This window comes from Martinezella sp. CNPSo 3959 (genome assembly GCF_057784355.1).
In genome coordinates, this window is sequence record NZ_JBXSOV010000001.1 from 1001415 (window position 1) to 1015058 (window position 13644).

General features: G+C 61.9%; 13 protein-coding genes. 9 read left to right on the top strand and 4 right to left on the bottom strand.

Annotated features, from left to right (window positions below):
• Positions 1-199: 199 nt before the first annotated feature.
• Together AC13RE_RS05055 and AC13RE_RS05060 are read left to right on the top strand one after the other, a co-directional pair.
• Positions 200-688, top strand: coding sequence for a tRNA (cytidine(34)-2'-O)-methyltransferase (locus AC13RE_RS05055; protein WP_488562156.1), 489 nt, complete (start codon positions 200-202; stop codon positions 686-688).
• 77 nt (positions 689-765) lie between these two features.
• A complete protein-coding gene (locus AC13RE_RS05060; RefSeq protein ID WP_488562157.1) occupies positions 766-1863 on the top strand; it encodes a hypothetical protein in 1098 nt (365 codons plus the stop codon).
• Positions 1864-1967: 104 nt separating this feature from the next.
• Here the strand turns inward: AC13RE_RS05060 and AC13RE_RS05065 are convergent, their stop codons facing one another.
• On the bottom strand, positions 1968-2228 hold the full coding sequence (locus AC13RE_RS05065; protein WP_041677939.1) for a hypothetical protein: 261 nt from the start codon (positions 2226-2228) through the stop codon (positions 1968-1970).
• A gap of 171 nt (positions 2229-2399) precedes the next feature.
• Between AC13RE_RS05065 and hemF the strand changes: the two genes are divergently transcribed.
• From hemF to AC13RE_RS05080, 3 genes are all read left to right on the top strand, one after another.
• Positions 2400-3311, top strand: coding sequence for an oxygen-dependent coproporphyrinogen oxidase (gene hemF, locus AC13RE_RS05070; RefSeq protein ID WP_132717157.1), 912 nt, complete (start codon positions 2400-2402; stop codon positions 3309-3311).
• Between the two features lie 184 nt (positions 3312-3495).
• Positions 3496-3774 (top strand): hypothetical protein, encoded by a 279-nt coding sequence (locus AC13RE_RS05075; protein ID WP_132717158.1) that lies wholly within the window; start codon positions 3496-3498, stop codon positions 3772-3774.
• Between the two features lie 123 nt (positions 3775-3897).
• A complete protein-coding gene (locus tag AC13RE_RS05080; protein WP_075851104.1) occupies positions 3898-4083 on the top strand; it encodes a DUF1059 domain-containing protein in 186 nt (61 codons plus the stop codon).
• A gap of 29 nt (positions 4084-4112) precedes the next feature.
• Here AC13RE_RS05080 and AC13RE_RS05085 read toward each other — a convergent pair whose 3' ends face one another.
• From AC13RE_RS05085 to AC13RE_RS05095, 3 genes are read right to left on the bottom strand one after another with little or no spacing between them, the layout of a single operon-like run.
• The gene (locus tag AC13RE_RS05085; RefSeq protein ID WP_488562158.1) at positions 4113-5369 is read right to left on the bottom strand and encodes a CCA tRNA nucleotidyltransferase; all 1257 of its coding nucleotides are present in this window, start codon (positions 5367-5369) and stop codon (positions 4113-4115) included.
• Entirely contained in the window at positions 5366-6001 is a 636-nt protein-coding gene (locus AC13RE_RS05090) for a CoA pyrophosphatase (RefSeq protein WP_488562159.1), read from the bottom strand. Before AC13RE_RS05090 ends, AC13RE_RS05085 begins: the two co-directional genes overlap by 4 nt.
• Positions 5998-6621 carry a DUF1285 domain-containing protein gene (locus tag AC13RE_RS05095; protein ID WP_112334301.1) on the bottom strand — a complete coding sequence of 208 codons (624 nt, stop codon included), beginning with the start codon at positions 6619-6621 and terminating at the stop codon, positions 5998-6000. The genes AC13RE_RS05090 and AC13RE_RS05095 overlap by 4 nt, the downstream gene beginning before the upstream one ends.
• A 167-nt stretch (positions 6622-6788) precedes the next feature.
• On the opposite strand from AC13RE_RS05095, the gene AC13RE_RS05100 reads away from it, so the two are divergent.
• From AC13RE_RS05100 to AC13RE_RS05115, 4 genes are read left to right on the top strand one after another with little or no spacing between them, the layout of a single operon-like run.
• Entirely contained in the window at positions 6789-7802 is a 1014-nt protein-coding gene (locus AC13RE_RS05100) for an AAA family ATPase (RefSeq protein WP_488562160.1), read from the top strand.
• Between the two features lie 26 nt (positions 7803-7828).
• Positions 7829-8749: a DUF58 domain-containing protein gene (locus AC13RE_RS05105; protein ID WP_112411599.1), complete on the top strand. Its 921-nt coding sequence runs from the start codon at positions 7829-7831 to the stop codon at positions 8747-8749.
• Positions 8746-11568, top strand: coding sequence for a DUF4159 domain-containing protein (locus tag AC13RE_RS05110; RefSeq protein WP_488562161.1), 2823 nt, complete (start codon positions 8746-8748; stop codon positions 11566-11568). Before AC13RE_RS05105 ends, AC13RE_RS05110 begins: the two co-directional genes overlap by 4 nt.
• 1 nt (position 11569) lies before the next feature.
• Positions 11570-13642, top strand: a complete 2073-nt coding sequence (locus AC13RE_RS05115; RefSeq protein ID WP_488562162.1) for a hypothetical protein — start codon at positions 11570-11572, stop codon at positions 13640-13642.
• Positions 13643-13644: the final 2 nt, after the last annotated feature.

A 13644-nucleotide genomic window follows, 5' to 3' on the forward strand; every position in this document is an offset into this window, starting at 1 on the left:
CAAGATATCCATCTGAGCCTCCTTCTTTCGCAAGTTGTAGAGCACGCGTCTTTTAACGCGACTTTTCCTGTTTGAAAAGCGAAATATGCCTGAAAAATGGGCTAAATCCTTCAATTCTGCTGATGGGAGACATCACCGGAATCGAGGGATCCCAGGAAAAACCGGAGACAAATCAGGGCGATTTCGCTAGTTGCAACATATGACCAAGCTCCGCATCGCCCTCTACCAACCCGATATTCCCGGCAACACTGGCACGATCCTGCGGCTTGCCGCCTGCCTCGGCCTTGGCGTCGACATTATCGAGCCGGCCGGCTTCGACATATCCGACCGCAATCTGAAGCGCGCCGGCATGGACTATCTCGCCGCCGTCACTCTGACCAGGCACGTCAATTGGGAGCGCTTCGAGGCATGGAGACAAGAAAGCGGACGACGGCTGGTGCTGGCCTCCACAAAGGCGGCGCAGCGCTACACGGATTTTACTTATCGCGACGACGATATTCTTCTCTTCGGCCGCGAAAGCGCCGGGGTGCCGGACCACGTGCACGAAAAGGCCGATGGCCGCGTCCTGATCCCGATGGTCGAGGGCCATCGCTCCATCAATGTCGCGATGTCGGCGGCCATGATTTCGGGTGAAGCGCTGCGACAGACACAATGGTCTGCACCGGGCCTGAATGTCGCACCCGAATAGCCGTTGGCACGTGGGATAAAGTGTGAGAAGCTTTGCCTTGGAATGCTCTAACTCAGGCGACCTTGGCGAGGTGACCCATGTTCCAGACGGCATTCACGCTTTCCCTGACGCAATTCGCACGCACGCTGAGCCTCCCCGAGCGGCTGCAGCATTCACCGGCGCGCAACCTCGCTCTTGAAGGCCTGCGCCAACGCAATCTCGCCCTCGACGCACTATTCTACGACGTCAAGGCTATCACGCCGGAGGAAGCCTTCTATATCAGTGACTCGCTCGCCGCCGAAGGCGCGATCATGCTCATTCCGCCAAGCGGTCTGGGAGCACTCACACTCTGCGAAACCATCGATGAATTCGTCCTGCGCGGCGGCACTAAGGCACGGGCGCTCGCAGTCGCCGGCATCGGTGGTTCGGCACTCGGAGCCGCCGCTTTCGCCCGCAACGTAGCCGATGCGATCGATGCGCCGGCCGCGGTCGTCGTCTCCGGCTACGGCATAGCCGATGTCATCACTGAAGCTTTCGGCGGATTGTTTTTCTTCGGTCACTTGCGAGGCCTGCGGCCTTTTCTTGAAAGTCTGGACGACCTTGCCGGTCGCCCCAAGGTCGGAGCACAGGCTGAGACGGCAGCGGCTCGCACCAGTCTCGACACGAGAACCGCGCAGGCGCTTCTAGCCGACCCCCGCCTCTCCTTCCGTCTGCTGACCGGCCACTCCAAGGGAAACCTCGTGCTGTCAGCTGCACTCCATAACCTCTGTAAACAGGACGAAGCGCGGATCACCGAGCTGGCGCGGCATGCAAAGATCGTGACGATCGGCGCACGCATCGCTATGCCGCCTGTTTTCACGGATGTCGTCGACGTCATGGGGGAATGGGACTGGTTCGGCGAAATCAACTCTCGAGCATTCATTCATGCCGATCGGCGCGTTGCGCAAGCGTGGCATCACACGAACACCGACTTGGGCGGGCATCTGCCTGTAACAACCACGCTCCGGGAAATCCTTGCGGCATCGCCAATCGTCGAGAGCCCCAAAACAGCGATGCGGAACACGGAGGCTCCCTTGCCTGCCGTTCCGGACGGAAGACAAAAGGCAACAAGAGAAACGGTCAAGAAAGCCTTCCCTGTCAGCATCGCGGCAGGCGCCCAGCCGACTGGATTCGGCGCGCCTGATGATGCGCATTAGCCAAGCCGCATTGAGCAATGCCGCAAGCCACTGATGCGCCGCAAGCATGCTGAAATATGCTTCGGCCTCTTCGCCCGTCGTGGCAGGCGGCTGTTTCGTCCAGTTCAATCCGCCGATGGCAGACGCCGCATGGTGAACTCGATGCGATCGCCGTCGACCTGGCGCCAGCTTTCGACTTCGGTCCAATAGGCAGCCTTGGGGAATTCGTTGAACCATTCGCGCGCCTTTTCGCGCGCTTCCGGGCGACTGAGACAAAAGGTCTCGCGAACGAATTCGCTCTTTCCACCGGCGGGATGGTCCTGCCGGTAACGGAATATTCTGTTTCTCAACCCATCCAGGGGCGGCGGTCCGGGTATCTTCATGATAAAACCTCGCCTTTGAGAGAGGGAACATAATACCGCAGTGTGAAATTTGCGAGTCGATTCTCCTGCGGCGTTGCTGCACTGGCTGCGCCGCAATCTTGCTGATATTCCAAATCACGATACATACGGTGCGAATCGCAGGCCGCCGGCTGCTCGCATCGTCGGAGAGCGTGAATGGAACGACCCAATCTTCCCAAGGGATTACCCGAGGATATTGAAGAAAAGAAGGAGGCAGCGCGACACTGGTTCGAAGGCCTGCGCGACACGATCTGCGCGGAGTTCGAGCTGCTGGAAAGCGAGCTGACCGGCCCTCTTTCCGACCAGGAACCGGGCCGCTTCATCGCCAAGGACTGGCAGCGCGACAAGGGCCAGGGCGGCGGTGGCCGCATGTCGATGATGGAGGGCCGCGTCTTCGAAAAGGTCGGCGTCCACACCTCGACAGTCTATGGCGAATTCTCTCCCGACTTTCGCAGCCAGATTCCTGGCGCCGAGGAAGATCCTCGCTTTTGGGCCTCGGGGCTCTCACTGATCGCCCACCCCGTCAATCCGAATGTGCCGGCCGTGCATATGAACACCCGCATGGTGGTGACGACGAGCCAATGGTTCGGCGGCGGCGCCGACCTGACGCCGGTGCTCGATCGCCGCCGCACCCAGGAAGATCCGGACAGCGCCCTCTTCCATCGCGCCATGCAGATCGTCTGTGATCGTCATGCCGTCGCCGACTATCAGCGCTACAAGAGCTGGTGTGACGAATATTTCTTCCTGAAGCACCGCAACGAGCCGCGCGGCATCGGCGGCATCTTCTTCGACTGGCTGCATTCGACAGAGGAAGCCGGTGGCTGGAACGCGGATTTCGCCTTCACCCGCGACGTCGGCCGCGCCTTCGCGATGGTCTATCCGCGCATCGTCCGCTCCAATTTCAACGAAACATGGACGGAAGAAGACCGTGACGAGCAATTAATTCGCCGCGGACGTTATGTGGAGTTCAATTTGCTCTACGATAGGGGTACAATATTCGGGCTGAAGACAGGCGGTAACGTTGAGTCGATCCTATCGTCTCTGCCGCCGGTGGTGCGTTGGCCTTGAAGCGTGTCGCGTAAGCTGGGCGGCAATTTTGCGATCGCGGCATGCGGGAAACCTCAAGCGCAGCAAACGATTGAAAGATCGCGATGCGCTTGAACGTTCAACATTAAATGATCGGACAACGCCCTGAAATCAGCGGGAGGAGTGCCTAAGTGACCTAATGCTCGTTCAATCGGAGGAGGTTGTAATGGCAGCAGAGAAACAAGTCACGGAAGCTTCGAAAGAACAGAAACTGTCGCGCACAGTCGATAGTCCGGAGTTCATTATCCGACTGGCAGAGGATATGCGGACCCGCAGTGGATCCGATCTGCCCCTCTCCTGCTTCCTGGAGCAGGTGAGGATGCAGCTGGCGGGCAAATCTCCAAGCGATATCGCCAGCTTCGCGGCCGATCGTTCGGCCAAGCAGGCGCCTATCACCCAATATCAATCCTCGGATTGCTTCAAATCCTGGGCAATGCCGGATTAATGTCCGGAAGGCCGCCGCCGGGCAGGAGACTTGCCGGATAGCGGAAACCTTTTCTCGTTCGTTGCGTTTAGGTCTTCGGGTCCTTTGTAGGGCGAGAATCCGTTGAAAGATGAGGAGGAAGATATGCGACTGTTCGAATGTGGTACGCTCGTGCCCGGCTGCGCCTGGCACACCCGCGCCAAGGATGACGCCGAGGTGGTGCGCCGCGCGGTCGAGCACATGCGCGAAGCGCATGGCGAAACCATCATCCGCGAAAACATGGTCGACAATATCAAGGCCCGGATTCGCGACGAGGCCAACGCGGCCTGACTGGCGGGCCTGCCAATCAGGCCTCATTATCAGGCATTGGCCAAATCCTTGAGTCGGGCGAGAAGGCTCGCCCGGTTCATCGCAAAATTCGCGTCAAGCCACTCCTGCTCGAGTTTGCCGAGAAGCTCGCCCACACGCGGCCCGGCACCGACGCCCGCTGCGAGTGCATCCGCGCCATTAAGCGGGAAAGCGGGCTTCTTCCAGTTTGCCGTTCGTTCCAGCAATTTCCCGAGCCGCGCCACGCGCGCCATTTCCTCGAAATCGCCCTCCGCCTTGCTGCGGGCAACGGCCAGCGCCAGCTTCAGGCGAGCCGCAACGCCGGTTTGATCATGGCGATAAAGCAGACGATCGAAGGCCGCTTCCGAGATGTCGTCCTTGACGATCGGCGCATTCGCCCAGGCCTGCAGATAGGCGCCTTCCGCTTTCGAGAGGCGCAGCCGCTCGGCAAGCTTGGTGAGCCTTGCCGCATCGGGCGGCACGATAGCAGCGAGACGAAGCAGAGCCTCCGCCGGCCAACCGAAAGCCTGTTCGGCGGCAATCAATCCAGGAATGGCGTCGATCCCCCATTTCTCGGTTTCCGGCAGCACTTCGGTCAAAATGCCGATCTGGCGCATCCAGAGCAGCGCCCTGCCCGGGTCTGGAGCCGCCAGCAGCTTCTTCATTTCCGACCAGACTCGCTCGGCCGAGAGCGTTGAAATCTTTGATTTTGCAGCAGCACAGGCGCGCAAGCCCTCCGCATCGGGGCGGCCGGTGCCGTAATAGGCGAAAAAGCGGAAGAAGCGCAGGATGCGCAAATGATCCTCGGCAATCCGCGTCGCGGCATCGCCGATGAAGCGGATATTGCGGCGCTCCAGATCGGCCAGCCCTCCGACGAGATCCATGACCTCGCCATCGGCAGATGCATAAAGCGCATTGATCGTCAGGTCCCGCCGCTCGGCATCAGCCTGCCAATCCCGGCTGAAGGCCACTACGGCACGGCGCCCGTCGGTTTCAACGTCGCGTCGCAACGTGGTGATTTCGAACGGCTTTCCATCGATGACCAAGGTGACCGTGCCATGCGCGATGCCGGTCGGCACCGCCTTGATTCCGGCGCCCTCGGCCCTTTCGACGACGGTTTCAGGCAACAGCGTCGTTGCTATATCGATATCGGCGACGGGCAGCCCCATCAGGCTGTTGCGGACGGCACCACCGACCACACGCCCCTCGCCGCCATCGGCATCGAGCAGCGCCAGCACCCGCTGCAATGCCTCATCGCGAAACCAGGCCTTATCGGCAACGGACGTCATCTATAGAGCCTTTCATAAAGTGTGCGGACGATACCCGCAGTAATGCCCCAGATCATGCGCTGCCCATAGGGCATGCGATAGAAATGGCGTTCAGTCCCCTGCCAGAGCATCGTGTCGGTCACGTGGTGGTCCGGGTCCATCAGGAAGGAGAGCGGCACCTCGAAGGCATCCTCCACCTCGGTTGGATTGAGGGTCAGATGAAACCCGGGTTTTACCACGGCAAGAATGGGTGTGATGCGAAAGCCGGTCGCCGCCAGATAATGCGGCAGCCGCGCCACCGGCTCGATGAAGATGTCGGCAAGCCCGATTTCCTCCCCCGCTTCGCGCATCGCCGCCATCTCCGGCGACGCGTCTTCCGGATCGATGGCCCCGCCCGGAAAGGCGATCTGGCCGGAATGCTTGCGGAGCGTCGATGTCCGGAGCGTAAAAATGACCCTGGCATCGTCGCCGCTGTCGACGACGGGCACAAGCACCGCGGCATCCTTGAGCTTCAGGTCCGCGACCTGCGATATGGTCTCGGGATTGAGGAGATGATCGCCGTGATCGCGCCAGGCAAGCTCCACCGGCCCACCACTCTGATGAAGGGCGCGACGGCGGAACTCGTCGGCGGAATAGAGAGGGGATTCATTCATCGAGTAAGCGCATCCAATTCGGCAACCGGCATAACCGGAAAGATGGAGCTGCCGGAACGCACGCAGAAGATCTCTCGTCCGGCAATCACGACGGGCTCACCAAGCTCGATGAGATCGTACATGACCGCACGCGTCACCAGAGCCTCGAGCCGCCCGCGGACATGCAGATAAGGCTTCAGCTCGTCGTTCTCGCCGCGTATGACGAAGCGGATCGGATGATCTCTGCCAGCCTCGACGACATCGCCAACATTCGTGCGGAAGGTCAGCACCCGTCTGCCCTCACGCTCCGTCACGCTCATCTCGACGGCCACGAACGGCGCGTCGACGACGCGAATGCCCACCTTTTCCACAGGCGTGACGAGATAGGTCTTTCCATCCTCGTCCTTGCGCAGAACTGTGGAAAACAGCCGCACCAGCGGCGCGCGGCCGATCGGTGTGCCAAGATAGAACCAGGTGCCGTCGGCGCGGATCTCCATGTCGATATCGCCGCAGAATGGCGGATTCCAGCGATCGACTGGCGGCAGACCCTTCTTGGAGCCGCCGCTATCACCTGCCGCGCGCGAAATCAGCGCCGCGAGGCTTGCGGCATCGCCCGTTGTCCTGATTTCCTCGGTTGCCATTCTTCTGTCCCGGTTGGTCGTTAGTCAGGAATATGACAGTTCTCACGAGATAGTCATTTGAAACGTGCTTGTCAGCTATCTTGCTGGCGATAAGTTGTATTGATTATGAGGCAAATGTGTAACGTCTGCGAATCACGCGCACCGTTTTTCTGCCATTGGAGACGCAAATGGGCATGATTAAATCGACCGAAACGAGCCTCGATGAGCAGGCCATCATCGCCTCAGCCGAAAAGGCACTGGGCGATATCGCCCGCGTCCGCGAAGAGGTGTCGAAGGTCATTTTCGGCCAGGAAAGCGTCGTGGAAAACACGCTTCTGGCCGTGCTTGCCGGTGGTCATGCCCTGCTGGTCGGCGTGCCGGGTCTTGCCAAGACGAAGCTCGTGACGACGCTCGGCGCAGTCCTCGGCCTTGCCTCCAATCGTGTGCAGTTCACGCCGGACCTGATGCCCTCGGATATTCTCGGCTCCGAAGTCATGGACCAGGATGAAACCGGCCGACGCTCTTTCCGGTTCGTCAAGGGACCGGTCTTCGCACAATTGCTGATGGCCGACGAAATCAACCGCGCCTCGCCGCGCACACAGTCCGCCCTTCTGCAGTCCATGCAGGAATATCACGTCACCATCGCCGGCCAGCGTTATGACCTACCCGCTCCCTTCCATGTTCTCGCAACGCAGAACCCGCTGGAGCAGGAAGGCACCTATCCGCTGCCGGAAGCCCAGCTCGACCGTTTCCTGCTGCAGGTCGATGTCGATTATCCCGAACTTGCCGACGAGCGCCGCATCCTGCTCGAAACCACAGGCTTGAGCGAAGCGACGCCGCAGGCTGTCATCGACGCCGAACGCTTGCTGGAAATCCAGCAGCTCATCCGCCAGATGCCCGTCAGCGATGGCGTTGTCGATGTGATCCTGTCACTCGTGCGCTCTGCCCGCCCGGGCCAGGGCAATGCCTCCACAGACAAGCATGTCGCCTGGGGTCCAGGCCCGCGTGCCGGCCAGGCGATGATGCTCTGCGCCCGTGCCCGCGCCCTTTACGAGGGCCGGCTTGCCCCGTCGATCGACGACATTCATGCACTTGCCGAACCAGTATTGGAACATCGCATGGCGCTGACTTTTGCAGCCCGCGCCGAAGGCATGTCCGTGCGCGATGTCATTTCAGGGCTGGTCAAGCAGTCGAAATCGTGACCCGGGTGTCGAGGAGAGTATAGCGCGTGGCATCCATCGGACAGACCGTCAGACCCACCTCAGGCAATGATGCCCTCTCCCGAGCCCGCAGCCGTGCCGCCCTCGTGCCGGATTGCCTCGTCGAAGCCAAGCGCATCGCCAACACGGTCATTGCCGGATGGCACGGTCGGCGCAAGCGCGGCATCGGCGAGAATTTCTGGCAGTTCCGCCCCTATACGGAAGGTGAAAGCCTGTCGCGCATCGACTGGCGGCGCTCGGCCCGCGACGATCATACCTATATCCGCGATCATGAATGGGAAGCCGCCCACACGATCTGGCTCTGGGCCGATCTCTCGCCATCCATGATGTATAAATCGACCTACGGCCATGTGTCCAAGGAGGGTCGCGCGCTCGTCCTCATGCTGGCGCTGGCGGAAATTCTGTCCCGCTCCGGTGAGCGCATCGGCTGCCCCGGCATCATGGAACCGGTTTCGACCCGCAATGCTGCCGAGCGCCTGGCCGCGGCGCTGATGCACACGCCGCTCGAGGGCGGCCTGCCGCAGACGGCGATGATCCGCGGCTGGAGCGATATCGTGCTGATCGGCGACTTTCTCGACGATGCCGATAGCGTCATGGGCAGGATCGGGCCGCTGGCCCGTCGTGGCCTGCGCGGCCATGTGATCGAGGTTGCCGACCCCGCCGAAGAACTCTTTCCCTATAGCGGACGCACCGAGTTCAGCGATCCAGAAACGGGCTCGAAGCTGATCGCTGGCCGCGCGGAAAACCTGCGTGACGATTATCAGCGCGCCTATCTCGCGCGGCGCGAAAATCTCGGCCAGTCGCTGCGTCATCTCGGCTGGACCTTCGTCAGCCACCGCACCGACCGGCTGGCTTCCGAAGCCCTGGTCGCCGTGCATATGTATCTCTCAGGCATGCCCGCGAGGGTCGCGTCAGGAGGCCAGCCTTGAGCGGCCTCTCCTTCGCATTCGCTTCGCCGGCCATCTTGGCAGCGCTCATTCTGCTTCCTGCGATCTGGTGGCTGCTGCGCTTGACGCCGCCACAGCCGCGCACGGAGGTGTTCCCGCCGCTGCGCATTCTGGCGAGCATTCTCAAGCGTGAAGAAACGCCGGCGCGCAGCCCGTGGTGGCTGACGCTGCTGCGCATGCTGCTTGCCGCCCTGGTCATTCTCGCCATCGCCAATCCCATGTTCAATCCGCGCACCAATACACTGTCGAGCGGCGGCCCGCTGGTGCTGATGATCGACAATAGCTGGGCGAGCGTCTCCGACTGGGAACGCCGCGTGCGTACCGCCGACGCGCTGATCGACGATGCCGACGCCAAGGGCATTCCCGTCTCAATCACCTTCACCGCCGAGCAGGGCAACGATGCAACCCCGAGTGCGGCAATAGCTGCCCGAGACAGGCTGCATGCCATGAACCCGAGGCCGCTGGTGCCGGATCGGCAACGCGCCGCCGATGCCGTCAAGGCGGCACTCAATGGCAGCAAGCCCGGCACCATCGCTTTCATCTCCGACGGTATCGAGAGCAAGGACAAGGACGATATCGTCAGCCGCCTTGCTGCCCTGCAGCCAAGCGAGCTGCGGCTCATCGAGGGCGATGGCCACGATATCATGGCGCTCACCGGCGCAGCCAATACCGCCAGCAACATGACCGTCACGGCCACACGGCTGGACGGCAGCGGCCCGATGCGCCTCGGGCTGACGGCACAGGACAATCAGGGACGGCCGATTGCCGTCGGTTCGCTCGATTTCGCGAGCGGCCAGACAGTTGCGACCGGGTCCATCGCCGCGCCCTTCGAAATGCGCAATGATTTCGCCCGCATCAGCATCGACCGTCAGGCAAGCGCCGGCAGCGTATACCTATTGGACGACGGTTTTCGCCGCCGCCGCGTGGCGCTCCTCTCCGGACAGGCCGCCGACGAATTCCAGCCGATCCTGTCGCCGCTCTATTATATCCAGCGTGCGCTTCAACCCTATGCCGATCTGACCCAGCCCAACAGCGCCGATCTGGCGAAGTCGATCCCGCAACTGCTCGCGGGCAACCCCTCCGTCATCATCATGGCCGATGTCGGCCGCCTGCCGCAGGAAACCTACGCGCCACTGCAGAAGTGGATCGAAAATGGCGGCACGCTTGTCCGCTTTGCCGGCCCGCGCCTCGCCGCGGCACCCGCCGACGATCCTTTGGTCCCGGTCACATTGCGGCAGGGCGAGCGCACATTCGGCGGCGCTCTTTCCTGGGCCGAACCGCAGCCGCTTGCCGATTTCCCGTCGTTCGGCCCCTTCGCCGGCATGCCGAAGCCGAACAATGTCCTGATCAAGCGGCAGGTTCTGGCGGAGCCGACACCGGATCTGGCCGAGCGCACCTGGGCAAGCCTTGCCGACGGCACGCCACTCGTCACGGAAAAGCAGATGCAGGCCGGCCGCATCGTGCTCTTCCACGTCAGTGCCGAGCCGCAATGGTCTGATCTGCCGATATCAGGCGATTTCGTTGAGATGCTGCGCCGTATCGTCCAGCTCTCGCGCGCCGGCGGCGTTGCGTCGGGACAAGGAGCTGCCAAGGCAAGCGAAGCAATGCCGCCCTACCGGCTCCTGACCGCCAAGGGCGTGTTGACCAGTGAGATCGGCAGTGCCCGCCCGCTGGAACCAGGCAACAAGGGAGCCGCAGTCGCAAGCTTCGACAACCCGCCCGGCCTCTATGGTTCCGAAGAGGGCTTCAGCGCGCTCAATACCCTGCCGAGCGCCACAGCACTCAGGCCGCTGGATGCCTCGGCAGCCGGTGTGGTCGCACGCGAGGGCCTGATCGGCGGCGAGGCCTGGTCGGCAAAGCCGATCCTCTTCACCCTCGCCTTCCTCATCCTGCTGGCAGACAGCATCATCGTCCTGTTCATGAACGGCGCCTTTCCCCGCCTGGGTAGATCGGCCAAGACGATTGCGGGCGGTGTGGCAATGCTGCTGCTGGCCGTCTCGCTCGCCATGTTCTTACATCCGGTAAGCGCCCTGGCCGACGATTCCAAACCGGGCGACGACACCATCTTCTCGCGGCTGGACAAGACACACCTTGCCTATGTCGTGACAGGCGAAACGGATGTCGATCACATTTCGGAGCGCGGGCTTGCAGGTCTCTCCGACTATCTCACCTATCGCACGACACTCGAACCCGGCCCGCCGGTGGGTGTGGATCCTGCAAAGGATGAACTCGCCTTTTATCCGCTGATCTACTGGCCGATTTCCGCAACCGCACCCATGCCGTCCAATGACGCCATCAATCGCATCGACGCTTATATGCGCAATGGCGGCACCGTGCTCTTCGACACCCGCGACGCCATCGACACGATGGGCGACACCTCGTCGCCAAGCCCGAACGGCCAGCGGCTGCAGCAAATCCTTGCCAATCTCGACATCCCTCCCCTGGAGCCGGTGCCTGCGGGCCATGTGCTGACCAAGTCCTTCTATCTGCTGTCGAGCTTCCCAGGGCGCTATGCGGACAGTCCGCTCTGGGTGGAAGCACGCCAGGATGCGCGTCGCGACGCGAATGCAGTCGCCACCTCCGATGGGGTGACGCCGATCATGATCACCGGCAATGATTTTGCCGGCGCCTGGGCCGTGGCCGACAATGGCTCGCCGCTGCTGCCGACCGTGCCGCCGGACGAGACCCAGCGCGAATATGCCTACCGCACGGGCGTCAACATCATGATGTACATGCTGACCGGAAATTATAAGTCCGATCAAGTCCACGTTCCCGATATCCTGCAGCGCTTGGGGCAATAATATGAATATCGGCTTTGCCCCCTTCCTCCCCTGGCCCGTGCTTGCCGCTTTGGCGGTGCTGACGCTCGCCATCGCGGCGCTCGCAATCTACAGGCGCCTGCGCGGCGGCTGGATTCGCACTCTGGCGGGCATCGCTCTGCTTGCGGCACTCGCCAACCCGGTGCTGATGCAGGAAGATCGCGATCAACTGTCGACGATCGTTCCGGTCGTCGTTGACCGCAGCCTCAGCCAGCAGACGCCAGAACGTACCAAAATGACGGACGAAGCCCTGGCGATGCTCAAGGATCGGCTGGCCCAATTCCCCCGCATTGAGCCGCGCATTGTGGAATTCCGCGATCCGGCGGAATCGGAATCACCGTCGACAAGGCTTTTCTCCGCCCTCTCCTCGTCGATCGCCGACGTGCCACCGGCCCGTATCGGCGGTGCTATCTTCCTGACCGACGGCCAGATCCACGACATTCCCGGCGTCAATCAGCAGCTCGGCTTCGATGCGCCCGTCCACGGGCTGATCACAGGCAAGCCGGACGAATTCGATCGCCGCATAGAGATCGTGCGCGCCCCGCGCTTCGGCATCGTCAATGATGAGCAGCAGCTGGTCTTTCGCGTCGTCGACGACGGCAAGAGCCCCGGCGGCACCGCAGCAGTCACGGTCAAGATGAATGGCGACGAGATTGCCACACTACAGGCCACGCCGGGCCAGGACACTCCTTTCAGCTTCAAGGTGCCGCGCGCCGGCAACAATGTCCTCGAATTTGCGGTCGCCGAAGTGCCTGGCGAAGTCACCGGCATCAACAATCAGACGGTCCAAGTGATCGAAGGCATCCGCCAGAACATGCGCGTTCTCCTCGTTTCGGGCGAACCGCATGCCGGCGAGCGCGCCTGGCGCAACCTGTTGAAATCGGACGCATCGGTCGATCTCGTGCATTTCACCATCCTGCGTCCACCGGACAAGCAGGACGGCACGCCGATCAACGAGCTGTCACTGATCGCCTTTCCCACGCGCGAGCTCTTCGTCGATAAGATCAGTTCTTTCGACCTGATCATCTTTGACCGCTATCAGGACCGCCAGAACGTCCTGCCGACGATCTATTATGATTACATGGCGCAATATGTCGAAAATGGCGGCGCGCTGCTGGTGGCGGCCGGTCCCGAACATGCCGGCGGCAGTTCGATCGCGCTGACGCCGCTTGCCTCGGTCCTGCCAGCTGAGCCGACGGGCCAGATGATCGAGAAAGCCTTTTATCCGCGCCTTTCGGATCAGGGCAAGAAACACCCCGTCACGCGCGGACTGGATGGCTCCGAAACCGAGCCGCCGCATTGGGGCCGCTGGTTCCGCAGCGTCGATGTTGAAAGACCTCAAGGCCAGACCGTGATGGTCGGCGCCGATAGCAGTCCCCTGCTGGTGCTGAACCGCGTCGGCCAGGGTCGTGTCGCCATGCTGCTCTCCGATGAGGGCTGGCTATGGGCACGCGGTTTCGAAGGCGGCGGGCCCCATGTGTCGCTCTACCGCCGCATTGCCCATTGGCTGCTCAAGGAGCCGTCGCTGGAAGAAGAAGCCTTGACCGCCAATGCTGCCGGTCGCACGCTGCAGGTAACGCGCCAGACGATCGGCAACGACCCCGGTCCCGCCACGATCAAAACGCCATCAGGCAGGACGGACACCCTACCGCTGAAGCAGACGCAGCCGGGCCTTTATCAGGCAGAGAAGCATATGGGCGAGATCGGCCTCTACCAGATCGCCAGCGGCAATCTGTCGACGCTGGTCCATATCGGCGCCATCGATGCTCCGGAATTCAAGGCGATGATCTCCACCACGGAGACGCTGAAGCCGCTGGCGCAGAAGACCAAGGGTCTCGTCACCCGCGTCGCCGGTGCCAATGGCAGCGTGACGGTGCCGCAGGTTCTGCCGGTGCGCGGCGCCGTTCGCGTCGCCGACGGTCAGCGCCTTACCATCCGCATGACCGACGAAACCGTGCTGAAGGGGATCAATACCCTGCCCTTGTTTGCAGGCTTCGCCGGTCTCGCCGCCCTCCTCTTTGCTTTCTCCGCCACGTGGTGGCGCGAAGGACGATGACT

Bases quoted from the DNA above. Each gene is read 5' to 3' on its own strand.
- AC13RE_RS05085 (WP_488562158.1), bottom strand. From the start codon at position 5,369: ATGACGTCCGTTGCCGATAAGGCCTGGTTTCGCGATGAGGCATTGCAG.
- AC13RE_RS05075 (WP_132717158.1), top strand. From the start codon at position 3,496: ATGGCAGCAGAGAAACAAGTCACGGAAGCTTCGAAAGAACAGAAACTG.
- AC13RE_RS05060 (WP_488562157.1), top strand. From the start codon at position 766: ATGTTCCAGACGGCATTCACGCTTTCCCTGACGCAATTCGCACGCACG.
- AC13RE_RS05100 (WP_488562160.1), top strand. From the start codon at position 6,789: ATGGGCATGATTAAATCGACCGAAACGAGCCTCGATGAGCAGGCCATC.
- AC13RE_RS05115 (WP_488562162.1), top strand. From the start codon at position 11,570: ATGAATATCGGCTTTGCCCCCTTCCTCCCCTGGCCCGTGCTTGCCGCT.
- AC13RE_RS05090 (WP_488562159.1), bottom strand. From the start codon at position 6,001: ATGAATGAATCCCCTCTCTATTCCGCCGACGAGTTCCGCCGTCGCGCC.
- AC13RE_RS05080 (WP_075851104.1), top strand. From the start codon at position 3,898: ATGCGACTGTTCGAATGTGGTACGCTCGTGCCCGGCTGCGCCTGGCAC.
- AC13RE_RS05055 (WP_488562156.1), top strand. From the start codon at position 200: ATGACCAAGCTCCGCATCGCCCTCTACCAACCCGATATTCCCGGCAAC.
- AC13RE_RS05095 (WP_112334301.1), bottom strand. From the start codon at position 6,621: ATGGCAACCGAGGAAATCAGGACAACGGGCGATGCCGCAAGCCTCGCG.
- hemF (WP_132717157.1), top strand. From the start codon at position 2,400: ATGGAACGACCCAATCTTCCCAAGGGATTACCCGAGGATATTGAAGAA.